At 59.3% G+C, this 24,365-nt stretch carries 26 protein-coding genes; 5 read left to right on the top strand and 21 right to left on the bottom strand.

Annotated features, from left to right (window positions below):
- Positions 1-7 precede the first annotated feature (7 nt).
- The 12 genes from J2T09_RS03740 to J2T09_RS03685 all read right to left on the bottom strand — a co-directional run bounded on the left by J2T09_RS03740 (position 8) and on the right by J2T09_RS03685 (position 12,044).
- Positions 8-1,489 (bottom strand): mannitol dehydrogenase family protein, encoded by a 1,482-nt coding sequence (locus J2T09_RS03740; protein WP_306831235.1) that lies wholly within the window; start codon positions 1,487-1,489, stop codon positions 8-10.
- A gap of 83 nt (positions 1,490-1,572) precedes the next feature.
- Positions 1,573-2,349 (bottom strand): L-iditol 2-dehydrogenase, encoded by a 777-nt coding sequence (locus J2T09_RS03735; RefSeq protein ID WP_306831233.1) that lies wholly within the window; start codon positions 2,347-2,349, stop codon positions 1,573-1,575.
- Positions 2,350-2,380: 31 nt separating this feature from the next.
- On the bottom strand, positions 2,381-3,385 hold the full coding sequence (locus J2T09_RS03730; protein WP_306831230.1) for an ABC transporter ATP-binding protein: 1,005 nt from the start codon (positions 3,383-3,385) through the stop codon (positions 2,381-2,383).
- A gap of 12 nt (positions 3,386-3,397) precedes the next feature.
- A complete protein-coding gene (locus J2T09_RS03725) occupies positions 3,398-4,222 on the bottom strand; it encodes a carbohydrate ABC transporter permease (protein ID WP_306831228.1) in 825 nt (274 codons plus the stop codon).
- Between the two features lie 11 nt (positions 4,223-4,233).
- Complete coding sequence (locus tag J2T09_RS03720; RefSeq protein ID WP_306831225.1) at positions 4,234-5,106, bottom strand: carbohydrate ABC transporter permease; 873 nt, start codon at positions 5,104-5,106, stop codon at positions 4,234-4,236.
- Positions 5,107-5,261: 155 nt separating this feature from the next.
- Complete coding sequence (locus J2T09_RS03715; protein ID WP_306831222.1) at positions 5,262-6,575, bottom strand: ABC transporter substrate-binding protein; 1,314 nt, start codon at positions 6,573-6,575, stop codon at positions 5,262-5,264.
- Positions 6,576-6,722: 147 nt separating this feature from the next.
- Positions 6,723-7,676 (bottom strand): sugar-binding transcriptional regulator, encoded by a 954-nt coding sequence (locus J2T09_RS03710; RefSeq protein WP_306831219.1) that lies wholly within the window; start codon positions 7,674-7,676, stop codon positions 6,723-6,725.
- An 85-nt stretch (positions 7,677-7,761) separates the two neighbouring features.
- The gene (locus tag J2T09_RS03705) at positions 7,762-8,205 is read right to left on the bottom strand and encodes a type II toxin-antitoxin system PemK/MazF family toxin (RefSeq protein WP_306831217.1); all 444 of its coding nucleotides are present in this window, start codon (positions 8,203-8,205) and stop codon (positions 7,762-7,764) included.
- Between the two features lies 1 nt (position 8,206).
- Positions 8,207-8,464, bottom strand: a complete 258-nt coding sequence (locus J2T09_RS03700; RefSeq protein ID WP_306831215.1) for a type II toxin-antitoxin system Phd/YefM family antitoxin — start codon at positions 8,462-8,464, stop codon at positions 8,207-8,209.
- 97 nt (positions 8,465-8,561) lie between these two features.
- On the bottom strand, positions 8,562-8,840 hold the full coding sequence (locus tag J2T09_RS03695) for a hypothetical protein (protein ID WP_306831212.1): 279 nt from the start codon (positions 8,838-8,840) through the stop codon (positions 8,562-8,564).
- A 155-nt stretch (positions 8,841-8,995) separates the two neighbouring features.
- Positions 8,996-10,822 (bottom strand): ABC transporter ATP-binding protein, encoded by a 1,827-nt coding sequence (locus tag J2T09_RS03690; protein WP_306831210.1) that lies wholly within the window; start codon positions 10,820-10,822, stop codon positions 8,996-8,998.
- 58 nt (positions 10,823-10,880) lie between these two features.
- Entirely contained in the window at positions 10,881-12,044 is a 1,164-nt protein-coding gene (locus J2T09_RS03685) for a M20 aminoacylase family protein (protein ID WP_306831208.1), read from the bottom strand.
- 325 nt (positions 12,045-12,369) lie between these two features.
- Between J2T09_RS03685 and J2T09_RS03680 the strand changes: the two genes are divergently transcribed.
- The 3 genes from J2T09_RS03680 to J2T09_RS03670 all read left to right on the top strand — a co-directional run bounded on the left by J2T09_RS03680 (position 12,370) and on the right by J2T09_RS03670 (position 16,158).
- On the top strand, positions 12,370-14,079 hold the full coding sequence (locus tag J2T09_RS03680; protein WP_306831206.1) for a peptide ABC transporter substrate-binding protein: 1,710 nt from the start codon (positions 12,370-12,372) through the stop codon (positions 14,077-14,079).
- A 152-nt stretch (positions 14,080-14,231) separates the two neighbouring features.
- The gene (locus tag J2T09_RS03675) at positions 14,232-15,242 is read left to right on the top strand and encodes an ABC transporter permease (RefSeq protein WP_306831204.1); all 1,011 of its coding nucleotides are present in this window, start codon (positions 14,232-14,234) and stop codon (positions 15,240-15,242) included.
- Positions 15,235-16,158 (top strand): ABC transporter permease, encoded by a 924-nt coding sequence (locus J2T09_RS03670; protein ID WP_306831202.1) that lies wholly within the window; start codon positions 15,235-15,237, stop codon positions 16,156-16,158. Before J2T09_RS03675 ends, J2T09_RS03670 begins: the two co-directional genes overlap by 8 nt.
- Before the next feature lie 220 nt (positions 16,159-16,378).
- Here the strand turns inward: J2T09_RS03670 and J2T09_RS03665 are convergent, their stop codons facing one another.
- The 3 genes from J2T09_RS03665 to J2T09_RS03655 form a co-directional block, all read right to left on the bottom strand.
- Positions 16,379-17,389: a sensor histidine kinase gene (locus J2T09_RS03665; RefSeq protein ID WP_306831201.1), complete on the bottom strand. Its 1,011-nt coding sequence runs from the start codon at positions 17,387-17,389 to the stop codon at positions 16,379-16,381.
- 85 nt (positions 17,390-17,474) lie between these two features.
- A complete protein-coding gene (locus tag J2T09_RS03660; protein ID WP_306831199.1) occupies positions 17,475-17,639 on the bottom strand; it encodes a DUF1328 domain-containing protein in 165 nt (54 codons plus the stop codon).
- A gap of 83 nt (positions 17,640-17,722) precedes the next feature.
- Positions 17,723-18,517, bottom strand: a complete 795-nt coding sequence (locus tag J2T09_RS03655; RefSeq protein WP_306831197.1) for a response regulator — start codon at positions 18,515-18,517, stop codon at positions 17,723-17,725.
- 176 nt (positions 18,518-18,693) lie between these two features.
- On the opposite strand from J2T09_RS03655, the gene J2T09_RS03650 reads away from it, so the two are divergent.
- Positions 18,694-18,870, top strand: coding sequence for a NepR family anti-sigma factor (locus tag J2T09_RS03650; protein ID WP_306831669.1), 177 nt, complete (start codon positions 18,694-18,696; stop codon positions 18,868-18,870).
- A gap of 1 nt (position 18,871) precedes the next feature.
- Positions 18,872-19,435 (top strand): RNA polymerase sigma factor, encoded by a 564-nt coding sequence (locus tag J2T09_RS03645; protein WP_153358050.1) that lies wholly within the window; start codon positions 18,872-18,874, stop codon positions 19,433-19,435.
- 27 nt (positions 19,436-19,462) lie between these two features.
- Here the strand turns inward: J2T09_RS03645 and J2T09_RS03640 are convergent, their stop codons facing one another.
- The 6 genes from J2T09_RS03640 to J2T09_RS03615 all read right to left on the bottom strand — a co-directional run bounded on the left by J2T09_RS03640 (position 19,463) and on the right by J2T09_RS03615 (position 24,230).
- Positions 19,463-19,846, bottom strand: coding sequence for a hypothetical protein (locus J2T09_RS03640; protein ID WP_306831192.1), 384 nt, complete (start codon positions 19,844-19,846; stop codon positions 19,463-19,465).
- A gap of 175 nt (positions 19,847-20,021) precedes the next feature.
- On the bottom strand, positions 20,022-20,462 hold the full coding sequence (locus J2T09_RS03635) for a hypothetical protein (RefSeq protein WP_306831190.1): 441 nt from the start codon (positions 20,460-20,462) through the stop codon (positions 20,022-20,024).
- 2 nt (positions 20,463-20,464) lie between these two features.
- Positions 20,465-20,806: a DUF883 family protein gene (locus J2T09_RS03630; RefSeq protein ID WP_306831188.1), complete on the bottom strand. Its 342-nt coding sequence runs from the start codon at positions 20,804-20,806 to the stop codon at positions 20,465-20,467.
- Positions 20,807-21,030: 224 nt separating this feature from the next.
- Complete coding sequence (locus J2T09_RS03625; RefSeq protein ID WP_306831186.1) at positions 21,031-22,428, bottom strand: amidase; 1,398 nt, start codon at positions 22,426-22,428, stop codon at positions 21,031-21,033.
- A 33-nt stretch (positions 22,429-22,461) separates the two neighbouring features.
- Positions 22,462-23,283 carry an ABC transporter permease gene (locus J2T09_RS03620; RefSeq protein ID WP_306831184.1) on the bottom strand — a complete coding sequence of 274 codons (822 nt, stop codon included), beginning with the start codon at positions 23,281-23,283 and terminating at the stop codon, positions 22,462-22,464.
- Positions 23,280-24,230 carry an ABC transporter permease gene (locus J2T09_RS03615; RefSeq protein ID WP_306831183.1) on the bottom strand — a complete coding sequence of 317 codons (951 nt, stop codon included), beginning with the start codon at positions 24,228-24,230 and terminating at the stop codon, positions 23,280-23,282. The genes J2T09_RS03620 and J2T09_RS03615 overlap by 4 nt, the downstream gene beginning before the upstream one ends.
- Between the last annotated feature and the right edge of the window lie 135 nt (positions 24,231-24,365).

The following is a 24,365-nucleotide window of genomic DNA, read 5'->3' as shown; positions in this document are numbered from 1 at the left end:
GAAGCCCTTACTTGACGAGTTCGTCGGCGAGATAGAGTTCCAACGTCTTCGCCGTACCCTCAGTCCAAAGCGTCTTCAGCGCATGCGCAAAACGCTTGCGGAAAAGCTCGTTGCCGGAGACTTCGCCAAAGATTTCGTCGAAGACGAGAAAAGCGTCCGGATCTTCCTTGGCCTTGATCGCGGCTGCCTGCAGCTTTTCTGCGCTGGTGTCGTTGAAGGCGATCTTGCGGCCCGAATCCGATGTGCCGGCGAAATAACGGCACCACAAGGCAGACACCAGCGACAGACCGACGATATCGAGGCCTTGATCGAGACGATCACGTGTCGACGGCAGGATGAATTTCGGCTGGCGGTTGGAGCCGTCCTGCGCCAGACGCGGAATGGTATCGCCGATTTTCGGATTGAGGAAACGGTGTTCGATCAGGTCGAAATAGGCGTCGAGGCTGGTATCCGGCACCGGCGGCACGATCGGGATGATCTCTTCCTTCTCCAGCTTGGCGAGGAAGGCGCGGATCAGCGGGTGTTCCATCGCCTCATGCACGAAGTGGATATCGAGCAGTTCACTCGGATAGGCGATCGTTGCGTGACCGCCGTTGAGGATGCGCAGCTTCATCAGCTCGTAAGGGGCAACGTCGGGCACGAACTGCACGCCGACCTCTTCCAGCGCCGGGCGACCGAGCGGAAACTTGTCTTCCATCACCCACTGCTTGAATTCTTCGCAGAACACCGGCCAATTGTCGTCGATGTTGAAATCTTGTCTGAGGATGTCGATTTCGCGCTGACCGGTGGCCGGCGTGATGCGGTCGACCATGGAGTTCGGGAAGGCGACGTTTTCGTGGATCCAGTGGGCGAAATCCGCATCCGACAGCTTTGCCAGACCGATGACCGTGCTTTCGGTCACTTCACCATTGCCCGGAATGTTGTCGCAGGACATGATCGTGAAGGGCGCGATGCCGCGTTCCTTGCGAACCTTGAGGCCAGCGAGGATCAGGCCGAACACGGTTTTCGGCGCCGTCGGGTTCTTGGCATCCTCGACCATTGCCGGATGGGCCGGATTGAAATGGCCCGCCGCGTCGATGAAATAACCACCCTCGGTGATCGTCATGGAGACGATACGGGTCGCCGGATCGGCCAGCTTTTCGATCAGAGCCGCAGTCTCGCCCGGCGCGATGATATCGATCATCGGGGCGGTGACGCGGGCGCCGGTCTTGTTATTGTCCTGCTCGACAACGGTGGTCAGAAAATCCTGCGCCTTCAATTTTTCGCGCATGGCCGCGTCTGACGGCATGACGCCGGCACCGGTGATCGCCCAATCATGACCCTTGCCGGTGTTGAACAGGTCGTCGAGATAGATCGCCTGATGGGCGCGGTGAAAATTGCCGACGCCGAAATGCACGATGCCGTGCGACAGCGTTTTGGGATCATAGGCGGGAATGGCAGCGGTTGCCTTGGCCTGATCCAGCGTGGCCAGCGAAAGTTTTACGGTCATGTCTCGGTCCTCAAGGGTCCAGAAATTTCTGTCTGTGGCCGATCGCCCTCAAGGGGCGGTCAGCCAGCGTGCCCTAACGGGCATCAGCTCATCCAGTTGCCGCCATCGACATTGTAGGTCTGGGCGACGACATAATCGGCATCGCGGCTGGCCAGGAACACGGCCATGCCGGTCAGGTCTTCCGCCGTGCCCATGCGGCCGAACGGTACGGCCTCGCCCACCAGCTTTTTCTTTTCACCGCGCGGGCGGTTCTCGTAGCTGGCAAACAGCGCATCGACGCCATCCCAATGCTCGCCATCGACGACGCCGGGGGCGATCGCATTGACGTTGATGCCGTGCTTGATCAGGTCGAGACCGGCGGACTGGGTAAAGCTGATGATCGCCGCCTTGGTGGCGCAATAGACCGCGACCAGCGCTTCGCCACGACGACCGGCCTGGCTGGCCATATTGATGATCTTGCCGCCCTTGCCGCGCGCAATCATCGACCTGGCGACGGCCTGCAGCATGAACAGCGAACCGGCGACATTGATCGAAAACAGCGTGTCGTAGCTTTTGCGGGTGATCTCGACGATCGGCGCCAGATCGAACAGCGCCGCATTGTTGATCAGGATATCGATGCCACCGGTCTTTTCCTCCACCGTGCGGATGGCCGCATCGATGGATGCCTGATCGGTGACATCCAGCTGCACCGCATAGGCTTTCGGGCCGATTTCCTTGGCGGTCTGCTCGGCGCGTTCGATATTGATGTCGGCGATCGCCACGGTTGCGCCTTCGCGAACATAGGCTTCGGCGAAGGCGCGGCCGATGCCGCGCGCCGAACCGGTGATGATTGCCGACTTGCCTTCCAGTCTACCTGTCACAGTCTTTTTCCTTGATATGACAATCGTATTCTCAGCCGGCGATGCGCAGGCCCTTGTCGTCGAAACGGTGCAGCCTCGTCTCATCCGGCGTGAGGTAAACGGTATCGCCATGATGGGCGCCGAATTCGCCGCTGGCGCGCGCCGTCATCTTGCCGATGCCATCGACATCGAGATGCAGGAACGTGTCGGCGCCGAGATGTTCGGCAACCGAGACCGTGCCTTTCCAGAGACCGCTTTCCTTGGACAGCGTCATGTGCTCGGGGCGGATGCCGGCGGTCTTGGCGCCCTTCGACTGCGCGTATTCGCCCTCGATGAGGTTCATGCGCGGCGAGCCGATAAAGCCGGCGACAAACAGGTTGCGCGGCGTGTTGTAGAGTTCCATCGGCGAACCGACCTGCTCGATATTGCCGCGATTGAGAACGACGATCTTGTCGGCCATGGTCATGGCTTCGATCTGGTCGTGGGTGACGTAGATCATCGTCGTTTTCAGCTGGTTGTGCAGATCGCTGATTTCCAGACGCATCGTGCCGCGCAAGGCCGCATCGAGGTTGGACAGCGGTTCGTCGAACAGGAAGGCCGACGGTTCGCGAACGATGGCGCGGCCGATGGCGACACGCTGGCGCTGACCACCGGAAAGCTGGCCGGGACGGCGCTCGAGATAGTCGGAGAGGTTCAGAATGCGGGCGGCATCCTCGACCTTCTTGTCGATTTTCGACTGTTCCATCTTCGCCATCTTCAGCGGGAAGGCGATATTCTTGCGCACGCTCATGTGTGGGTAGAGCGCATAGGACTGGAACACCATGGCAAGGCCACGCGCGGCCGGTGCGGCTTCCGTCACATCCTTGCCGTCGATGGTGATCGTGCCACCGGTCACGTCTTCAAGGCCTGCGATCAGGCGGAGAAGCGTGGACTTGCCGCTACCCGATGGGCCGACGAAAACGACGAACTCGCCATCGGTGATTTCCAGATCGACAGACGGGATGACCTTGGCCTCGCCGAAATGTTTCTGGACGTTCTTGAGAGTAATGCTGCCCATGAGACCAATTCCTTACTTAACCGCGCCAAACGTGAGGCCGCGAACGAGTTGCTTCTGGCTGAACCAGCCGAGGATGAGGATCGGCGCAATCGCCATGGTGGAGGCCGCCGAAAGCTTGGCCCAGAACAGACCCTGCGGCGAAGAGAACGAGGCGATGAAGGCCGTCAGCGGTGCCGCATTCGTGGTCGACAGCTGGATGGTCCAGAAGGCTTCGTTCCAGGCAAGGATGATGTTGAGGAGCAGCGTGGAAGCGATGCCCGGCACCGCCATCGGCGTCAGCACGTAGACGATTTCCTTCCACAGATTGGCGCCGTCCATACGTGCCGCTTCCAGAATTTCGCCGGGAATTTCGCGGAAATACGTGTAGAGCATCCACACCACGATCGGCAGATTGATCAGCGTCAGCATGATCGTCAGGCCGATACGGGTATCGAGCAGGCCAAAATTGCGGAACAGGATGTAGATCGGCAGAAGAACCGCGACCGCCGGCATCATCTTGGTGGAGAGCATCCACATCAGGATGTCCTTGGTGCGGCGGGTCGGCGCAAACGCCATCGCCCATGCCGCCGGAATGGCGAAGATCAGGGCGAGAATGGTCGAACCGATCGACAGGATCACCGAGTTCGTAAACGGCTTGAAGTAATCGCGCTGCGTCTGCACCGTGATGTAGTTCTCGAACGTACCGGACGGGATCAGGCTGAACCCGTCGATCGCTTCCGGCTCCGTCTTGAAGCTGGTGATGACCGCATAGAGGATCGGGAAAAAGATCACCAGCGCCACGACCCATGCGATGACGGTCCAGACGATCTTGCTTTGCGTGGTGGATTTGCGAGCCATGACCGTCTCTCCTACTTGTCCAGGTTCTTGCCGACGGCGCGCATCAGGAAGATGGCGACGATATTGGCGAGAACGACCGCGATGATACCGCCCGCAGCACCGCCGCCGACGTCGTAACCGAGACGTGCCGTGCGATAGATCAGGAAGGTCAGGTTGGTGGACGCGTAACCGGGGCCGCCATTGGTGGTGACGAGGATTTCCGCATAGATGCCGAGCAGGAAGATCGTCTGGATCAGGATGACGACCGTGATGGCGCGGGAAAGATGCGGCAACGTCAGGTAGATGAAGCGATTGACGAAATTGGCGCCGTCCATCTCGGCGGCTTCCTTCTGCTCGCCGTCCAGCGATTGCAGGGCCGTCAGCAGGATCAGCGTGGCGAAAGGCAACCACTGCCATGCAACGATGACGATGACCGAAAACAGCGGATATTGCGCAAACCAGTCGACCGGCTGCAGCCCGAAGAATTTCGCGATATCGGCCAGCACCCCGTAACTCGGGTGCATGATCATGTTCTTCCAGATCAGCGCCGCCACCGGCGGCATGACGAAGAACGGCGAGATCACCAGAATGCGCACGATGCCCTGGCCGAAGATCGGCTGGTCGAGCAGCAAACCGATGGCAATGCCGCCGATGACGGTGATGGCCAGCACGCCGACCACCAGGATCAGCGTGTTCCAGATCGCCGTGAAGAAGGCCGGATCCGTGTAAAAATACTGGTAGTTGAAGAAACCACCGAAGCTGACGTTTTGCGGCGTCAGGAGATTGTAGTTCTGGAAGGAGTAATACAGCGTCATCGACAGCGGTATGACCATCCAGACGAGGAGTGCAATGACGGAGGGCGCCATCATCAGCCGCGCCAACGTCTTCGTATTCTGCGTTGCCATTTCAGCGACCCTCCCTTGAGTGGCCACGCGCATCGCCTCGGCGGGAGGCGCGCGCTTGGGTATATCTTCTTGTTATGGCTTTTGCCCTTGAACCGTGGGCGGCGGGTGCAGTTGCCCGAAAGAAAGCGGGCAACTGCTGTCCTTGGGAGGACTTTTTACTTGATGTAACCGGCGCGGGTCATATCGCGGGTTGCCGTTGCCTGAGCGGCGGCAAGCGCGTCGTCGACCGTGGACTGGCCGGCGATGACAGCCGAGAACAGCTGACCGACCGTGGTGCCGAGAGCCTGGAATTCAGGGATCGCGACGAACTGGCCACCGGTGTAAGGCACCGGCTTGACGGTCGGCTTGGTGATGTCGGCAGCGTCCATCGCGGCAAGCGTCGGAGCGGCAAACGGTGCAGCCTTGGTGTACTCCTCGTTCTTGTAGAGCGAGGTACGCGTGCCCGGAGGAACGTTGGCCCAGCCTTCCTTGGAAGCGACGAGCGCCGTGTATTCCTTGCTGGTTGCCCAGGAGATGAATTTCTGGGCCGATTCAGCCTTCTTGGAAGAAGCCGGTACCGCAAGGTTCCACGACCACAGCCACTTGCCGTGGTTGTCGATGCCTTCCTTGTTCGGGAACATGGCATAACCGACCTGATCGGCAACCTTGGAATCCTTCGGGTTCGACACGAAGGATGCGGCGACGGTTGCGTCGATCCACATGCCGCACTTGCCCTGCTGGAACAGCGTCAGGTTTTCGTTGAAGCCATTGGAAGAAGCACCGGACGGGCCGGCATCCTTCATCAGGTCGGCGTAGAACTGCAGCGCAGCCTTCCACTCCGGCTGATCGAACTGCGGCTTCCACTGCTCATCGAACCAGCGACCGCCGAACGAGTTGTTCAGAGCCGAAACGAAGGCCATGTTTTCGCCCCAGCCGGCCTTGCCACGAAGGCACATGCCGCTGATATCGGCCTTGCGGTCGGTGGTCTTGCGGGCCGCGTCTGCAATGAATTCCCAGGTCGGCTTTTCCGGCATGGTCAGGCCGGCTTTTTCGAACAGGTCCTTGCGGTACATGATCATGGCGGATTCGCCGTAGAACGGTGCCGCATAAAGCTTGCCGTCCATCGACAGGCCACCGCGGATTGCGGGCAGCAGGTCGTCCATGTCGTATTTGTCACCGAGGCCTTCGAGCGGCAGAAGCCACTTCTGCTTGGCCCAGATCGGAACTTCGTAATTGCCGATGGTGACGATGTCGTACTGGCCACCGCCGGCGGCGATGTCGGTCGTCACGCGTTCGCGCAGGACGTTTTCTTCCAAAGTGACCCACTCGACCTGAATGTCGGGGTTCGCCTTGGTGAATTCGGACGTCAGGCTCTGCATGCGAACCATGTCGCCGTTATTGACAGTCGCGATGGTGAGGGTTTCGGCAGAGGCCATACCGGCAAACGCCAGTGCCGAGCAGGCGCCCAGCAGAACGGTCTTCAATGTCATATCTTCCTCCCGAGAAGATTGGATGCGAGCATTCGCTTTGCTCGTGGGCAATTACTTATCAACGCATGACAGAAGTCAACACGGATTCGTCGCTGCACTGCGACTAAAACGTTTTAAATAATTGAATTTAAACGGTGAAATTTTTGCTCACAGGGAGAGCAACTGCTCAGCAGCCGATTCATCCGTAATCAAGCCATTGATTAGCTTACCCTTGAGGGCCGCAGCCATGGCGGGAATTTTGCGACGACCCTGCGCAATTCCCACAACCGAGCATGTATTCCGCGACGGGATAGGCACGGAAGCGACACGCCCGTTGATGGGGTTGTCGAGCAGTTTTCCATCGTGATCGAAGAACCAGCCGCAGATTTCACCCGCCGCTCCATTCTCAACCAGCATCTGCATTTCCTCACGCTCGAGAAAACCATCGAGGCAGAGTGGGCCGTCCGGCCCAAGCTCGCCGATGCCGACGAAGGTGACATCGGCCATGGCGCCAAGCTTGATGGTGGAGCGCACCAGCGCCTGATCATGCAGCGTCTCGCGTTCCTCCACCGAGGTACACATGACCGGCAGCGGCATCGGGAAATGCCGCGCCTTGATGGCATCGGCCATGGAAAAGATGACGTTGTAATAGGCGGCCGATCCATCCGGCCCGATATTGCCGGTGAGCGACACGATTCGGTGCTGCGGACATTCCATCGGCGGCAGCTGATCGACGGCTGCCTTCAACGTGCGGCCCGTACCGATGGCAACGATGATCGGATCCGGCCGTTTCAGCCAGCGCTCGATTTCGGCTGCAGCCGCTTCGGCAATACCAACCGTGGTCGAAACGGCGGCCGGATCGCTCGGCACGATCTCGATATATTTCAGGTCATGTTTGGCCTTCAGCGCCTCAGCCAGTTCCAGGCAGGCGGCAATCGGATGATCGAGCCGCACCTTGATCAGACGCTCGGCAACGGCGAGCGACACCAGCCGCTGCGCCGATTGTCGCGAAATCCCCATGGCGGAAGCAATCTCGTCCTGGGTGCGCCCCGCGACGTAATAAAGCCAGCCGGCGCGCGCCGCATCGTCGAGCCGTCCCTGCGAATCCGACCGTTTTGCCATGACAGAAAATCTCCTCTGCGATTTGCTGACATGTTTTGGGAGGGACTGTCAAACAATGAAAGATAACAGGCATCAAGCTTTGCAATCAGCTCTCGTTATCCCGGTCGACAGTCCGTAAGGTACGGGCATGGGCTTTCTCACGGATCTGATTGAAAACCTGCTCGCCAAGCGCATGGGGCAGCGTACCGAAAAACCACTCCCCTTTGCGGGCTGGCGTGATGCCGTACGGAATACGATCACGCGCCCAGTTCAAGCGATTGATCTGATCGGTCTTGATCCATGATTGCTCATCATCGAGACCAAGATACCTTGCAACGGCAGCTGGAATTTTGATGGCGGTTTCGGCATGGCCCGGAGGTGCGTGGGTGATGGCACAGAGCAGAACATCCTTCGAACCATCGGCCTTGTCCTTCGCCACCAGCACGATCGCACATGGGCGATCCTTGCCGCTCTCCAAACCCGCATCTGCCTCCTCCTTCCAAAGGAAGTCATAACGAACAACCAAACCGGGTTTAGGTTCTATCGCCACATCATTTCATCAGGTGATCGAGATGCGGCGTCGGCTCTCCCTGGTAACCGCTTTCCAAGTCGGCAAGAATGTCACCGGGCAGAGAATGGACGTAAAAGGCCTGTCGTGTGTCAATGGCTTTCAGCCGGCGATATTCGTCCGCCGAGAGCAGGACAAGGCTTTCCTTGCCATTGTCCGTGACAGATACCGGCTCGCGCTGAGCGAGTTCTTGATAATGCTCGAAATGGCTCTGGAGTTCGGCAGCTGTCACCTTGGCCACGTGATCTCTCCTAATGGCTTTTCAACCTAGCAGAACTTAGGTTTTCCGGCAACGGATGCCGGCAATTCCATGCCAAAACGTGGCTGTCACTAGGCCATCACTTCGGATAGGTTCTCACCCGCTCTATCGACACCGCCACACCATCCTGCATACCGACGAAGATCAATATGCGCGGCGTGAACGGCTCGAAAACATTTTCCTTCGGCCGGGACAACATGACATGCAGATCACCGGGCTTGATGTTGGCATCGCCCTGTTGCGCCGCCTGCTCCGGTGGCGGTACGAAATCTAATTCCATCACCTGAACGTCGGAAAACGGGCCGGCCTCAAGCGCTTCGCGGATCTCGGCTGCCGTCTTGCCGATGATGGTCTGCACCGCCTTCGCTTCAAGTTCCTGGAGCGCTTCTGCCTCGGAGAGGTCATCAGTCTGCGCCCTCCCCTGACCTCCATCAAAAGCGGGCGAAACCAGAACGGCAAAAGCGGCGAGAACAATCCCCGCCGCCCTTTTTATCCGCGATGACCGCGCTCGCCTCATGCCACCTGCACGAGATGCCCCTCGGACACCTCGCGGTACTGCCGGATCGGGGCTACATAATCCACCGGGCGGATCGGGCTCTTGATCTCGTCGGTCGACATGTTGCGCTTGATCGAACGGCGCGACGGATCCGGCACCGGCACGGCGGCGATCAGTTTTTGCGTATAGGGATGCTGCGGATTTTCAAAGACAGCCGCACGCGGCCCGATCTCGACGATTTCGCCCAGATACATCACCGCCACCCGGTGGCTGACCCGCTCCACCACCGCCATGTCATGGGAAATGAACAGAAAGGCCAGTTTCAAATTTTGCTGCAGATCGAGCAGAAGATTGCAGACCTGCGCCTTGATCGACACGTCGAGCGCCGACACCGCCTCATCCGCGACAATGACCTTGGGATCAAGCATGAGCGCACGCGCAATCGCCACACGCTGGCGCTGACCGCCGGAAAATTCATGCGGAAAACGCCGCATCATGTCCGGTGAAAGACCTACCTTGGCCATCAGGTCGGCGGCCTTTTCGCGCGCCTGTTGTTTGGTGCCGAGATTGTGCTCAACGAACGGCTCCATCACCGCCGAACCGACGCTCATGCGCGGGTTGAGCGAGGCGAACGGATCCTGAAAGATCATCTGAATCGACCGGCGCATGGTGCGCAGTGCCGACCGGTCGAGCTGCATCACCTCGTAACCGTCCAGCGTCACCTTGCCTTCGGTCGGCTCGACCAGACGGGTAATGGACCGGCCGGTCGTCGACTTGCCGCAACCCGATTCACCCACGAGAGACAGCGTCTCGCCGGCAAAAAGCTGGAACGACACCTTTTCCACCGCATGAACGGCGCCCGATTTGCGCGAGAACAGGCCGGAGCGGATATCAAACCGTGTCGTCAGGTCTTTCACGTCGAGGATCGGTGTCTTGCCCTTGGCAACCGTGTCGGCGACATCGGCCATGACGATCTGTTCGCCCGTCGTGGTATCGACGATCGGAAACCGCAGCGGCAGTTTTCTTGTCCCCATCGAGCCGAGCTTTGGCACGGCGGACAGCAATGCGCGGGTATAGGGATGCTGGCCGCGGTGAAAAATGTCGTCGGTCGCGCCGGTTTCCACCTGTTCGCCACGGAACATCACGATCGTGCGGTCGGCCACCTCAGCCACCACGCCCATGTCATGGGTGATGAAGAGAACGGACATGCCCTCCTCTTCCTGCAACACCTTGATGAGGTCGAGGATCTGGCCCTGGATGGTGACGTCGAGCGCGGTGGTCGGTTCGTCGGCGATCAGCAGTTTCGGTTTGGTGGCAAGCGCCATGGCGATCATCACGCGCTGGCGCATGCCGCCGGAAAACTGGTGCGGATATTCGTCGAACCGGTTTTTGGCATTGGGAATACGGACCTTTTCCAGAAGCCGGATGACTTCCGCCTTCGCCTCCGCCTTGGAGATATCACGATGCACCATCAGTGCCTCGGAAATCTGCCGACCGATCGGGAAGATCGGGTTGAGCGAGGTCATCGGCTCCTGAAAGATCATGGAAATATCGTTGCCGCGCACACGCCGCATCTGCTCTTCCGGCAGAGACAAGAGCTCCTTGCCGCCGAGCGTCACCTTGCCCTCGATCTTGCTGGTGGCTTTCGGCAAAAGCCGCATGATCGACAGAGACGTCACCGACTTGCCCGAGCCGCTCTCGCCCACGATCGCCACCGTCTCGCGCGGCGCAACGTCGAAGGAGACATTGCGCACGACGGATTTCCACTCGTTGTTCACACGGAACGACGTGGTGAGGTTCTCCACCGACAAGATCGGGGCGACGCCCGTTAAAGAAGGCTGCATCCCATATTCCCCTTGGTTCTTATTTCTTGAACAGTCCCTGTCATTTCCGTTGCCGGCCTCAGGCCGGAAGCGAGGTCTCCGCCAGCGTCACCCAGTAGCTGATGCCGTAAGGTAGCGCCTCATCGTTGAAATCGTAAGCGGCATTGTGCAGGTTGGCGGTGTCGCCATTGCCGATAAAGATGAAGGCGCCGGGGCGCTTTTCCAGCATGTAGGAAAAATCCTCGGCCCCCATATGCGGCGCCATGCCGGTATTGACGGCGCGCTCGCCGGCCACTTTGGCGGCAACGCCTGCTGCAAAATCCGTCTCGGCATCATGGTTGAAGGTCACCGGATAACCGCGACGATAATTGACCTCGGCGGTTGCGCCATGGGCGATGGCTGTGCCTTGCGCGATTTCCGTCAGACGTTTTTCGGCAAAATCGCGGGTTTCCGGCAGAAGCGTGCGCACCGTGCCGGTGAGCTTGACAAAATCGGCAATGACATTGCTCGCCTCGCCGCCATGGGTGGTGGCAACCGTCACGACCAGCGATTTCAAGGGATCAGTCTCGCGCGAAACGATCGATTGCAGGGCGATGATGATATGCGCCGATGCGACCACCGGATCGATGGAACGATGCGGCTGGGCGGCATGGCTGCCGCGACCGTTGACGGTGATCTCGAATGTATCGGCCGCCGCCATTACGCCGCCCTTGGCTGTGGCGAATTGGCCGACCGGCAGCTTTGGCTCATTGTGCATGCCATAGACCTGGTCGATGGCATATTTGTCCATGAAACCGTCATTGATCATGGCAAGCGCACCCGCCCCGCCCTCTTCAGCGGGCTGGAAGATGACGGCGACGGAACCCTTGAAATTGCGGGTTTCGGCAAGGTATTGCGCAGCACCCAGCAGCATCGCCGTGTGCCCGTCATGGCCGCAGGAATGTGCCTTGCCCGGTGTCTTCGAGGCCCATTCCTTGCCGGAGGTTTCAAAAATCGGCAGCGCGTCCATGTCGGCGCGGAAGCCGACCACTGGGCCATCCCCATGCTTGCCCTTGATGATGCCGACGACACCGGTCTTGCCGATGCCGGTTTCGACCGTGTCGCAACCGAACGATTTCAGCTTGTCGGCAACGAAGGCTGCCGTCTCGTAAACGTCATAAAGAAGCTCGGGATTCTCATGGATGTGGCGCCTCCAGCCGGCGACGGTTTCCTGCATTTCGGCGGCACGATTGAGCACTGGCATTCGCAAGACCTCGTTGTTTTATCGTTATTTCCCACTCTATTTTCAGGGATATTGCGACGCGACCGGACCCTTTTGCAAGCTGCAAATTTCCATCTTGAACGAAAAATAGGCCCGTGCTTAGATGGCACAAAATTTGATCACAAGCGCATGGGAACGCAGTGATCACGTTCCTGAACACAAGCCGGCAAGGAGGAATGGAAAAGCATTTCGACTGTAAAAGCAGAGGCTTGAACAACAGCCCCTTGATCGTCGATTTGCATTCTGCGCGTACATCAGCGCATTGTCATATTCACAACTCATAAGAGAACAACAAGGGGAATGGCAAATGAAAAATCTGAAAACGCTTCTGGCCGGCACGGTGGCCGCGCTGGCCTTGGCGATCGGTCCGGCACATGCCGAACGGGGAACGGACGGTGATCTGAAGATCCTGTTCTGGCAGGCCGTCTCGACGATGAACCCGTTCCTGTCCGCCGGCACCAAGGAAATGCTTGCCTCCTCTATTGTCATCGAGCCGCTGGCCCGCACCGATGAAAAGGGCGAGCTGGTGCCGTGGCTGGCCACCGAGATCCCGACCGTTGAAAACGGCGGCGTCGCAAAAGATCTGCTGAGCATGACATGGAAGCTGAAGCCCGATGTCAAATGGTCGGACGGCACGGCCTTCACCGCCGAAGACGTGATTTTCACCTGGAAATATTGCACGGCGCCCGATGGTGGCTGCGCCCAGCGCGCCCAGTATGAGGGTGTGAAAAATGTCGAGGCCGTCGATCCGCACACGGTCAAAATCACTTTCGAAGAACCGAAACCCTACCCCTATTCCGCCTTTGTCGGCGGCCAGTCACCGATCATCCAGGCGGCTCAGTTCAAGGATTGCCTCGGCACCAAGGCACCCGGCTGCACGGCCGCCAACTTTGGCCCGATCGGCACCGGCGCGTTCATGGTCACCGATTTCAAGCCGAACGACGTCGTCACCTTCAAGGCCAATCCGAATTACCGCGATGCCGCCAAGCCTGCTTTCGCCTCCATCACCCTGAAGGGTGGCGGTGACGCGGCATCCGCTGCCCGCGCCGTTCTGGAAACCGGCGAATACGACTATGCCTGGAATGCGCAGGTCGAGCCGGAAGTGCTGGAAACCATGATGGCATCAGGCAAGGGCCGTCTGGAAATCTCCTTCGGCACCCAGGTCGAGCGTATCAACCTCAACTGGACCAATCCGGACCCGGCGCTCGGGCCTAAACGCTCCACCGCCGAAGCCGGCCCGCATCCGGCGCTGAAGGACCCGGCCGTGCGCCGCGCGCTGTCGCTCGCCATCGACCGCGATATCATCGTCGAGGCCGGTTACGGCAAATCCGGCAAGCCGACCTGCAATATCGTGCCCGCACCGGAAGCTGTCGCCTCCACCAAGAATGACAGCTGGTGCCTGAAAGCCGATGTCGAAGGCGCCAACAAGCTGCTGGATGATGCCGGCTGGGTAAAGGGTGGCGACGGTATTCGCGCCAAGGACGGCGTAAAGCTCAATTTCCTCTATTCGACCTCCACCAACTCCGTGCGTCAGGCAACGCAGGAACTGGTGAAATCGATGTGGGCGGAGATCGGCGTCGGCGCTGAACTGCGCAACGCTTCCGCTTCCGTGTTCTTCGGCGGCGATCCGGCAAGCCCGGATACGTTCCAGAAATTTTATGCCGACGTGCTGATGTATACCAACAATTTCGACGGCACCGACCCGGAAAAATATCTGGCGGAATGGCTGTGCGACAAGATGCCGGGCCCATCCAACGGCTGGCAGGGCCAGAACATTCCGCGTTATTGCAACCCGGAGTTCGACAAGCTGGTCGGCACGCTCTCCAAGACGGCAGAGCTGGAAAAACGCGCTGAACTGGCAAAACAGCTCAACGACATGCTGACCGAAGAAGGCGCGCATATCCCGCTTGTCCATCGCGGCGATCAGTCCTCCTTCGCCGTCACGCTGGAAGGCATCAAGATGAACTCCTGGGACAGCCAGGTCTGGAATATCGCGGACTGGCATCGCAAGAAGTGATGGTCGCCGCCGGGCCTCCTGCCGCTTCAGGCCCGGCCGCACCCTATCTCCGCGCTGCCGCATCGTCCGCTTGATGATGCGGCGGTCTTGTAAACCTGCAGCCACCGCCGGTGCCGGAAATGGCCGGCCGTGCTGCAGTCTGGAGACCCCGGATGTTCACATACACATTGCGGCGATTGTTTTTTGCAATCCCGACCCTGCTGGTCATCAGCTTCGTGATTTTCGCGCTGCTGGATCTCGCCCCCAACGATCCGACCGGCGATCTGCCGCTCACCATTCCACCGGAAGTGCGAGAACAAATCCGCGCCTCGCTCGGCCTCGATCAGCCTTTTCTCATCCGTTACATGAAATGGCTGCAGCAGTTTTTCATCAACGAACCGATCAACATTTTTGAAAGCCTCACCGGCTGGCAGTTCGGTGATGGAGAGCGCATGCGCGTCCTGTCATGGGCCACCCGCAGCCCGGTGGTCGATCTCATCGTCCAGCGCCTGCCGCAGACGCTCTGGGTCGTCGGCCTCGCTTATCTGTTCGGCATCCTCATTGCCATCCCGATCGGCGTCATCTCGGCGTACAAGCAATATTCGATCTTTGACCAGATCGGCACATTCGTTTCGATGGTCGGTTATTCGGTACCGACCTTCTTCACCGGCGTGCTGCTGATCGTCATCTTCTCCTCCTACCTGCAATGGTTTCCCTCGGTTTACGACACCAATCTGCGGGTCACGGATTTTGCTAGTTTCATGGCGCAGATGAAACAGATGGTGCTGCCCGTCGCCGTGCTGGCGCTTTACAACGCCTCGCAGATCACCCGCTTCGTGCGCGCCTCCATGCTGGATAACCTGCATCAGGATTATGTCCGCACCGCCCGCGCCAAGGGCGTCAAGGAAAAGGCCGTTCTTCTGGTGCATGTGCTGCGCAACAGCCTGATCCCGGTCGTGACCGTGATTGCGCTCGGCGTGCCGACGATCTTTTCCGGCGCCATCATCACCGAACAGATTTTTCGCGTGAATGGGCTCGGGCAATTGCTGATCACCGCCGTTCAGGGCGCCGACATGCCGCTGGTGCAGACGCTCACCTTCATCTTCGCGGTGCTGATCGTCCTCTTCAACCTGATTGCCGATGTTCTCTACGGCATTCTCGACCCGAGGATCCGTTATGACTGATGTTACAATCACAACCACACCCACCGTGGCGGCCACACCCGCCCGCTCGGCATTCGGCGATATATGGCACCAGTTCCGCGCCCATCGGGGCGGTGTCGTCGGGCTGGGCGTCTTCATTTTCATCGTGCTGGCCGTGTTTGTGGGGCCTTACATCCACACCGTCGCGCCCAATGCCATCAACATTCGCGACAAGAACCAGTGGCCGTCGCTGGCGCATCCTTTTGGCACCGACAATCTCGGCAAGGACATGCTGGCACAGGTTCTGGCCGGTGGCCGCATCTCGCTTGCCGTCGGTTTCACCGCCATGCTGCTTGCCCTGTTTCTCGGCACGCTGGTCGGCCTTCTCTCCGGTTATTTCCGCCGCATCGACGGGCCGCTGATGCGCCTGACCGACCTGTTTCTGGCACTGCCGCTATTGCCGCTGCTGCTGGTGGTGATCATGCTGTTTCGCGACACGCTACGGGCTGCCTTCGGCCCGGAAACCGGCATCTTCTTTCTGGTCGTTTTCGTGATCGGCATTACCAGCTGGATGCATACTGCCCGCATCGTGCGCGGCGATGTCTTGGCTGTCAAAAGTCAGGAATTCGTGCTCGCAGCGAAATCCAGTGGCATGCGAGAATACCGCATCATCCTGCGGCACATCCTGCCCAATGTCCTGTCATCGATCATGGTATCGGCAACGCTCGGCATTGCCTCGGCGATCATCACGGAATCGGCGCTCAGCTTCCTCGGCCTGGGGTTTCCATCCGATTTCCCCACTTGGGGACGCCTTCTTTTCGACGGCGCCAATTTTCTGCAGCTGACGCCATCGCGTGTGCTGTGGCCGGGGCTGGCGATTTCGGCAACCGTGCTCAGCGTCAACTATATCGGTGACGCCATTCGCGATGCGCTCGACCCGCGTGCATTGAAGCATTGAGAAATGCCCAAAAAAGAACTGGCCCGGTTTCCGAGGGAAACCGAGCCAGATCGTCTCTTCGAGGGGGATGAAGAGTTTACCTGGAAGCTTGAAGGGCGGGGGACGGGGGCGCTTCCAGATATAGTGATAACGGACTTGCTCAAAATTGGTTCCGGCGGCTCACAGAAAAAATTCGAAAGTGACCGATTTTTTTAAGCTCCGGCCGGAAAGGCCAACAAAATCATTCCGCAACGTCGAGCGGAAAAGTCAGGCTGTAGGAAATTTCCTTGTCGGAAATCGCATACTGCGCTTTGCCGTTGACCGAGGCCGGAACGACACGCTCGAGAACGGTACTGCCGAAATGACCCTTGAGCGTTTCTTCGTTGACGAGACTGTCATTGGCCGAAGGATCGAGCTTTTCCAGCCAGAACACTTCCAGACTGTCGTGACCATCCACAAGCACACGGCTGCAAGTCACTTCGATGGCGCGGCGGGAGGTCAGAAGCGAGCCGTGGCTGACGGCATTGACGATCAGCTCGTGCAAGGCGAGACCGATATGCAACGAGGCATTCGGCGTCAAAAGCACATCGTCGCCCTTGACGACGACCAGATGCGCATTTTCCGGCAGATATTTCTGGGTCTGCTGTTCGACAAGCTCGCGGAAATACGCGCCGCGCCAGCTACTGTCCGTGATGAGGTCCTGGCTCTGCGACAGTGAATAAAGCCTGCCGCGGAACTTGTTGAGGAACCCGTCCAGCGTGCCGGAATAACGCGCCGTCTGCAGCGCGATGCTCTGGATGATGGCGAGCAGGTTTTTCGAGCGATGGCTGACTTCGCGCAGGAGCGCGCGCAAAAGCCGCTCGCGGTGGCGCTCTTCGGATCGATCGATGATCGTGGTAACCAGATGCATGTCGCCCTGTGATAGGCTGACGGCCTGAACACGGAATTCGAACACATCTTCGGAACCGACGGCGATTTCGATATGCGCCTTGTCGCCGCTCTTCTTGATCGCATCCTTGATCGTGCGCAGCTTGTCGGCGATTTCGTCACCGAACAGGCTGCGGTCGCAGGGCTTTCCACTCGCCGGGATTTCCCAGGTCGACGGCAGATTGGTCACGAACAGATAATCGCGCGCAGCATTCTGGATGATGATGCTGGCGCCGAGATCCACGAGCGCGGGCATGAAGAAGCCTTGGAGCTTGTCATCACTCTCACCGGCCTGCTGCCATGTCAGCTGATGCTGCAACTGCATCACCCCGCCTGCTTGTCTAACTGAAAGGAAGTACCGAATGCCGGGAACCGGCATCCGGTTGATCAAGAATATTTCTTATATTTAGTCAGGTTCGCCTGAACAAGCCGAGAACCAGAGATATGAGCAGAAGAACCAGAAACACATAGAACAGGATCTGGGCAATGCCCGCCGCCGTTCCAGCCACTCCACCAAACCCGAGAGCGCCGGCAATCAGCGCGATCACGAGAAACACCAGAGCGTAGTACAACATGGCGATTTCCTTTCGTTTTCTTGCGAAAGAACGTCGCCATGCCTGCTTTGTTCCTGATCTCAATCAATATCCCGCTGGTCCCGTCAGGCGGCTGCCTTGACGGCCTCATTGAAGAACAGCGCCTGGCTGATCAGCGCCTTCACCATGTCCGGGTTGAACGGCTTGGTGACGAGGAAGGCCGGCTCCGGGCGTTCTCCGGTCAAGAGACGTTCCGGGAATGCGGTGATGAAGATCACCGGCACGCTGGAGGTCTTGAGGATCTCGTTGACGGCATCGATGCCCGAGCTGCCATCGGCGAGCTGGATATCTGCCAGAACCATTTTCGGCTGCGAGGTCTGGAACAGCGAAATCGCTTCCTTGTGTGTACGGGCGACACCGGTGACGCGGTGGCCGAGATCCTGAACCATCTGCTCGATATCGAGCGCGATCAGCGGCTCGTCCTCGATGATCATGATGTCGGTGGCCACCTGGCGGGAAATCTCACGCGATGCTTCGTCGAGAAGCTGTGTCGTCTCATCGGCGCTGATGTCGAGAATTTCGGCGGTTTCCTCGATGGTGAAACCTTCGACCGAGATCAGCAGGAATGCATGACGTGCCTTCGACGGCAAAGCAGAGAGATTGGCGACGGCGCGCTGTTCCCAAGCAAACGGGGATTCGATCGGGCGGATTTCGATGGATGTGGAACCAAAGATCGCAACGAAAAGTTTATACAGCGAAACGCGATCCTTCGACGTCTCGGGAAAGATCGAGATATCGGCAATCAGGGCTTCGAGGACCGCGGCAACATAGGCGTCACCTGATGTCTGCGATCCGGTGACGGCACGAGCGTATCGACGCAGGTAAGGAAGGTGAGACGCGACGCGCGTGGTGAGTGACATAAATAAATTCTCCCCTGAGCCCCAGCGGGCAACTAACTGGCTTGAAACGGTCGGCGACAAAAAAAGTTCCGACCGTAACGGAACTTTTTTGGTCGTCGTGCATTCTGTTGTCAGTGATATCGCAACAGGCTGCCCGCGTGATGAGTGAACAAGATAGCAGAAAAAAAGAAAAAACAATGACGACAGCGCAAGCGAAAGATTACAGGCCCGGTGCGATGCTTCCCAACGCGGCAATCTCGCGCAAGCTGCGCGATTTTTATGATGCCGTACAGGAAGAAGGTATTCCTGACCGTTTTCTCGACCTTCTCGAACGCCTTGAACAGGCCGAGAAAAACGCGAAATCGGGGACGTAACATGACAGAGCAGGAACTTGCCGACCGCGCTTTCAAGCGCGACCTCCTTGCATCCCTGCCTAATCTTCGTGCCTTCGCGGTGTCTCTCACCGGCCGACACGACAAGGCGGACGATCTGGTGCAGGACACGATCATGAAAGCCTGGGCCAACCAGACCAGCTTTACCGCCGGCACCAACATGCGTGCCTGGCTGTTCACCATCCTGCGCAACGAATTCTACAGCCAGATGCGCAAGCGTGGCCGTGAAGTGCAGGATAGTGACGGTCTGTTTTCGGAGCGCTTTTCCGTGCATCCGGAACAATATGGCCGCCTCGACCTTCAGGATTTCCGCAAGGCGCTGGACAAGCTGCCGGACGACCAGCGCGAAGCCATCGTTCTCGTCGGTGCCGCCGGTTTTGCCTATGAGGAAGCTGCCGAGATCTGCGGTTGCGCCGTCGGGACGATCAAGAGCCGCGTCAGCCGCGCCCGCACCCGCCTGCAGGAACTGCTGGGCGTGACCGGCGAAAGCGACTTTGGTCCCGACCCGGGCGATGCCGCCATCACGGCCCGCGCCTTCGGCAGCTGAGCCGCTAGCCCGGACAGCCTCTAAAAGTTAAGTGCGAGGAGAAGAAACGCTGCGATCACTGGTCGCGGCGTTTTTTACCGTTTCGATCAGCGTCTTGTCGTCAAAGGGTTTCAGCACCACCGGCACGTCCGGCCATTTGGCAAAACCGTTGGCATTCACATGCGACAGGCTGGAGAGAACGACTTTTGCTCCGGTCGCGGCAATGCGCCGTGCGGCATCGGCGACATCGTCCTGAATGATGCGCACATCGATCAGCACCACATCGAAATGACGGTTTTCGAGAATATCCGGATAATCGCGCGGCATGGCGATTTCCACGGTGCATCCCAGCGTATCGGCCAGCGCATCAGAAAGCACCTGTTCGCCATCGAGCGCTACCAGGTATTCGGGGTCGACAATGAGAACACGCAAATTCCGGGCGTCCTGATGGTGGTTTGGGCACGAGGCCATCAGGGGTCTAGATCACCCAAATGGGGGTGGGTCTTTATAAAATGATACATTGGATGGATGTTGTCCTCAAATGGTCACAAAAATGGGACGCGAACCAAAGGCCGCGTCCCATTCTGATCATTATGAGTGACGAGTATCAGGTCTCGTCGCTGGAGCCGCCACCCATCATCTTGCCGAGCACCATGGCCAGACCACCGGCAACGGCCACAGCCGCGAGCGGTTTCGAACGGATCACCATCGGCAGGGCGGACATCGCCGCCGTCAGCATCATCGCCTTGCCGCTATTGGCGGCAGCGGCCTGACGACGGCGTTTTTGTTCAGCCCGGTTGGACAACATGATCGCCAGGAAAAAGATCAACGCCACGATAAAGGCCGCGAAAGCCACCACCGCAGCAGCAGCAGCCGGGTGCATCATCGTTGCGAGATAGATGCCGAGAGCGGTCACGCCCGCAACATAAGCCGTCAGCATGAAAAATCCGGCGATCGCATAAAGCACGGCGTTGCGGCGCATTCGCTTGGTGAAAGCGCCGATATCAACCGCAAGCAGCGATGCCAGGATAGGGGCCAGCCCCCCCATGATCAGCGCCGTGCCAGAAGCGCGAACAGGAAGCCGGCACCGGCGGCAATCGCCACCGACTGCAGCGGATTGCTGCGAATCTGGCGTTCGAGGTCCTTCTCAAGCGACAGCGCCTGTTCCCGCGCGGCCTCGACCATGTTGAGCGACGCATCGGCGGCCTCATCCGTGGCACGCTTTACGCGACGGCTGACATTTTCTGCCTTCTGTGAGCCTGCGGCAGCAACAGTGCGTGCGAGAACGGCAATGTCCTCACGCAACTGCGCCAGCTGCAATTCGATCTCCTGCGCATATACTGCCGATGCAGCTTCGCCGGGAATATCCTTGGTTGAATTTACAGGCGCCATGTCAATCTCCTTTGACGATCGTCGAATGGGCGGCTTTCACCGCAATCGAGGACAAAAAGGGGATGTCAGGAAAGCTGACGGCAGATGAAAACCTGCCGAAAAATGCCCCACGACGACCGCCCCAAAACATGTGCCTCTAAAAGGGCACAGGTTTCCTGTCTTCGGTTCACCGCATCAACGCCGGGTCGGGACTTTTGTTCCGAACGCCCGCAGAAATGTAGAGATCACCCGGCAATCGGAGGTTCCGGCCATTTCGGCACGCCGCCAGTCCACGTTTCGAACGCTTTCGACAACCGCAGCACCGTCATATCTGCAAATCTAGGCCCGACGATCTGCAGGCCGATTGGCATGCCGGATGTCGAAAATCCGCAATTGATCGAGGAGGCCGGCTGTTCCGACATGTTCCATGGCACGGTGAAGCCGATATGTTCGAACGGTCTTGCCGGATCGTTGGTGGGCGAGGCCCAGTCAGCCGGATAGGAGACAATCGGATTGGTCGGCGAGATCACCGCATCGACCGTGGAAAACAGTTTTGAACATGCCTGCCGCATGGCGATCGTCTGGTTGAAACCGCGCACCGCCTCGACGCCGGAAACATCCGCCCCGCCTTCCGCCCAGTGCAGGATATAGGGCAGGATTTTCGCCCGCCGCTCCGGGGACAATGCCTCGATATCGCCCCAGAACCGCGCCCGCCAGAACACGTCGAGCCCATCCAGCATGGCGCGCGTCATCACCGGTTCAACCGGCACGATGATGGCACCGGCGTCCTCGAACCGTTTCGCTGCGGCAATCACCGCGTCGCGCACCTCAGCCTCTACTGCAAGGCCGACGCCGGCATCGAGCATCAGGCCGATCTTCATGCCCCTGACGTAGATATCGAGATCGAGCCAGTCGATGTTTTCCGGCGGCAGCGATGTGCCATCGCGCCAGTCAGGCCGGGAAAGCGTCGCCATCGAAAAGGCGGCATCCTCGACTGTGCGGGTCATCGGCCCGGCGCAGCGCCCGACATAATAGGGATCGACCGGAATGCGGCCATGGCTCGGCTTGAAACCGAAAAGCCCGGTCCAGCCGGCCGGAAGCCGCACCGAACCGCCGATATCCGTGCCGATATGCAGGGGCCCTAAGCTGGCGGCACCGGCAGAGGCGGCACCGGCGCTGGAACCGCCGGGGTTTTGGGAAAGGTCCCACGGGTTGCGGCTCAAATGGTGAAAACTGGAAAGGCCGGAGGACAACATGCCGTAATCCGGGCATGTGGTTTTGGCAAAGATGACGGCGCCGTCTTCCTTCATGCGCGCGGCAATCGGTGCGTCCGTTAAAGCAGGCGTCAAGTCCATCGCAGCCGTGCCGAGCGGCACCGGCTGGCCTTCGGTTGCGATCAACTCCTTCAGCGTGACGGGGATGCCATCGAGAGGCCCCAAAACTTCGCCCCTCGCCCAGCGTTCGGTCGAGTTTTTTGCCTGCGCCCGCGCACTTTCCGGATCGTAGAGATAAAGCGCCTGCACATGCGGCTCGAAAACTTCGACACGTGCCTCGATGGCCAGCCAGTATTCCGAAGGAGACAATTTTTTATCGCCGAAAAGGCCGATAAGCTCGCGAATGCTCAATGTCAGAAGATCGTTCATGGCAATATCTTCGCTTTGAAAAGAGTTTGTCGTTCAGTTCCTGTCTCTGGGATCGAGAAGATCGCGCAAACCATCGCCCAGCATGTTGAAACCGAGCACGGCCAGCGCGATGGCCAGGCCCGGCAACAGCGCCAGCCACGGCGCCTGACCGAGATAGGTCTGCGCATCGGCGAGCATCCGTCCCCATGTCGGCGCCGGTGGCGGCATGCCGAGACCGAGGAAACTCAGGCCCGCTTCGGTGAGGATGGCGAGGCCAAGCTGGATGGTGACCTGCACGATGATCTGGTTGGAAATATTCGGCAGAACGTGGGTGAATGTGATCGCCATGCCCGACCGCCCCATGCCGATTGCCGCCATCACGTAATCGCGGGTCCAGATCTGCAGCGCCGCGCCAAAGGTGAGACGGGCAAACACCGGGACCATGAAAGTGGCGATCGCCAAAATGGCGGTGAACCGCCCAGCGCCCAGAAACGCCCCGAGCATCATCGCAGACAGGATCGGCGGCAGCGCAAAGATGATGTCGCAGATGCGCATGACGATCACTTCCGCCCAGCCGCGCTGCGCCGCAACGAAAACACCTACAGCCGTGCCGATACTGGCGCCGATCGCCACCGCCACCAGCGCCGTCGACAGCGAGTTCCAGGCTCCCACCATCAACATGGAGGTGAGATCGCGGCCAAAATGATCGGTGCCCAGAAGACCGGCGGCAAGCGGCGGTTTCAGCTTCAGCAGGATCTGCATTTTCGAAGGTTGCGCCGGCGTCCACACCAGCGACAGAAGCGCGATGGCGACAAGCGCCAGCGTGACGACGAGGCCGGTGACGAGAACCGGGCGGCGCAGGATGTTTGCGATCATTGCGCCTTCGCCCTCAATCGCGGATCGATCACCAGATAGGCGAGATCCACGAGGAAATTCATGATGATGACGAGGCCGGCGAAAAACAGAACAACATTCTGCATGACGATGATGTCGCGTTGCGACAGCGCCTGATAGGCAAGCCGCCCCAGCCCCGGCAGGTTGAAGACGTTTTCGACAAGCACCGCACCGGCCACCAGAAAGGTGAATTGCAGGCCGAGCATGGTGACAACGGGAATGAGTGCATTCGGCACCGCATGCCGCCAGAGTGCCGCCCCCTCACCCAAGCCTTTGGCGCGGGCGGTGCGAACAAAATCCTCACCCATCACTTCAATCACGGAGGTGCGCGCCACGCGCGTCAACACGCCGGCCTGCGCCAGTGCCAGCGACACGGCGGGCAGAAGTAGCGCCTTCAGCCCGGCGCCGATACCGGCATCCCAACCCGGAAAACCACCGGCCGGCATCCAGCCGAGATGTGAGGAAAACAGCAGGATCAGCAGCAGCCCGACCCAGAACCCCGGCATGGCGATGCCGGCATAGGAAAACAGGCCAATGAGAAAATCGACAGGTCCATTGCGATAGCGCGCGGCGGTGACGCCGAGCGGTACGGCGATCGCGACTGACAAAACAACGGCCATCAGCGCCAGAGGCAGCGTCACGGCCAAACGCTCTACGATCAGGCCGGCGACCGGCACGCTATAGGTATAGGAATTGCCGAGATCACCCTGCAGAACGTCGGACAGCCATGCGAGGTAACGCAGAGGCAGCGGCTGATCGAGCCCCATCTGTTTTTGCAGCGCCGCCAGCGTATCGGGGCTGGCCGAGGTGCCGAGCATGATCGACGCCGGATCACCGGGCAGCAGGTTCATGACGGAGAAAACGAGCAGTGAGACGGCGAGAAGCGTGATGATGAGGCTGAGAATGCGGCGGGTGAGGATGGTGATCATGGGAGGGCCGCCATGATTTTAAACCTCGTCGAGGAAGCGACGTCAACGCGGCAGGCGCGAGCTGGTCCCCCCCGCAAGGGGGGAGATCGCTGTGCGGCGCCCTCCTCTCCCCACCAGGAAAACTGCGGCATCACT

Source organism: Neorhizobium huautlense (assembly GCF_030811685.1).
Lineage (GTDB): Bacteria > Pseudomonadota > Alphaproteobacteria > Rhizobiales > Rhizobiaceae > Neorhizobium > Neorhizobium huautlense_A.
The sequence above is the reverse complement of the archived record's forward strand: the minus strand, read 5'-3'. Positions and strand labels throughout refer to the sequence as shown.

Bases quoted from the DNA above. Each gene is read 5' to 3' on its own strand.
- J2T09_RS03615 (WP_306831183.1), bottom strand. From the start codon at position 24,230: ATGATCACCATCCTCACCCGCCGCATTCTCAGCCTCATCATCACGCTT.
- J2T09_RS03710 (WP_306831219.1), bottom strand. From the start codon at position 7,676: ATGGCAAAACGGTCGGATTCGCAGGGACGGCTCGACGATGCGGCGCGC.
- J2T09_RS03630 (WP_306831188.1), bottom strand. From the start codon at position 20,806: ATGGCGCCTGTAAATTCAACCAAGGATATTCCCGGCGAAGCTGCATCG.
- J2T09_RS03655 (WP_306831197.1), bottom strand. From the start codon at position 18,517: ATGTCACTCACCACGCGCGTCGCGTCTCACCTTCCTTACCTGCGTCGA.
- J2T09_RS03730 (WP_306831230.1), bottom strand. From the start codon at position 3,385: ATGGGCAGCATTACTCTCAAGAACGTCCAGAAACATTTCGGCGAGGCC.
- J2T09_RS03665 (WP_306831201.1), bottom strand. From the start codon at position 17,389: ATGCAGTTGCAGCATCAGCTGACATGGCAGCAGGCCGGTGAGAGTGAT.
- J2T09_RS03670 (WP_306831202.1), top strand. From the start codon at position 15,235: ATGACTGATGTTACAATCACAACCACACCCACCGTGGCGGCCACACCC.
- J2T09_RS03635 (WP_306831190.1), bottom strand. From the start codon at position 20,462: ATGGGGGGGCTGGCCCCTATCCTGGCATCGCTGCTTGCGGTTGATATC.
- J2T09_RS03725 (WP_306831228.1), bottom strand. From the start codon at position 4,222: ATGGCTCGCAAATCCACCACGCAAAGCAAGATCGTCTGGACCGTCATC.
- J2T09_RS03620 (WP_306831184.1), bottom strand. From the start codon at position 23,283: ATGATCGCAAACATCCTGCGCCGCCCGGTTCTCGTCACCGGCCTCGTC.
- J2T09_RS03720 (WP_306831225.1), bottom strand. From the start codon at position 5,106: ATGGCAACGCAGAATACGAAGACGTTGGCGCGGCTGATGATGGCGCCC.
- J2T09_RS03675 (WP_306831204.1), top strand. From the start codon at position 14,232: ATGTTCACATACACATTGCGGCGATTGTTTTTTGCAATCCCGACCCTG.
- J2T09_RS03660 (WP_306831199.1), bottom strand. From the start codon at position 17,639: ATGTTGTACTACGCTCTGGTGTTTCTCGTGATCGCGCTGATTGCCGGC.
- J2T09_RS03715 (WP_306831222.1), bottom strand. From the start codon at position 6,575: ATGACATTGAAGACCGTTCTGCTGGGCGCCTGCTCGGCACTGGCGTTT.
- J2T09_RS03740 (WP_306831235.1), bottom strand. From the start codon at position 1,489: ATGACCGTAAAACTTTCGCTGGCCACGCTGGATCAGGCCAAGGCAACC.
- J2T09_RS03690 (WP_306831210.1), bottom strand. From the start codon at position 10,822: ATGCAGCCTTCTTTAACGGGCGTCGCCCCGATCTTGTCGGTGGAGAAC.
- J2T09_RS03645 (WP_153358050.1), top strand. From the start codon at position 18,872: ATGACAGAGCAGGAACTTGCCGACCGCGCTTTCAAGCGCGACCTCCTT.
- J2T09_RS03685 (WP_306831208.1), bottom strand. From the start codon at position 12,044: ATGCCAGTGCTCAATCGTGCCGCCGAAATGCAGGAAACCGTCGCCGGC.
- J2T09_RS03650 (WP_306831669.1), top strand. From the start codon at position 18,694: ATGACGACAGCGCAAGCGAAAGATTACAGGCCCGGTGCGATGCTTCCC.
- J2T09_RS03625 (WP_306831186.1), bottom strand. From the start codon at position 22,428: ATGAACGATCTTCTGACATTGAGCATTCGCGAGCTTATCGGCCTTTTC.
- J2T09_RS03680 (WP_306831206.1), top strand. From the start codon at position 12,370: ATGAAAAATCTGAAAACGCTTCTGGCCGGCACGGTGGCCGCGCTGGCC.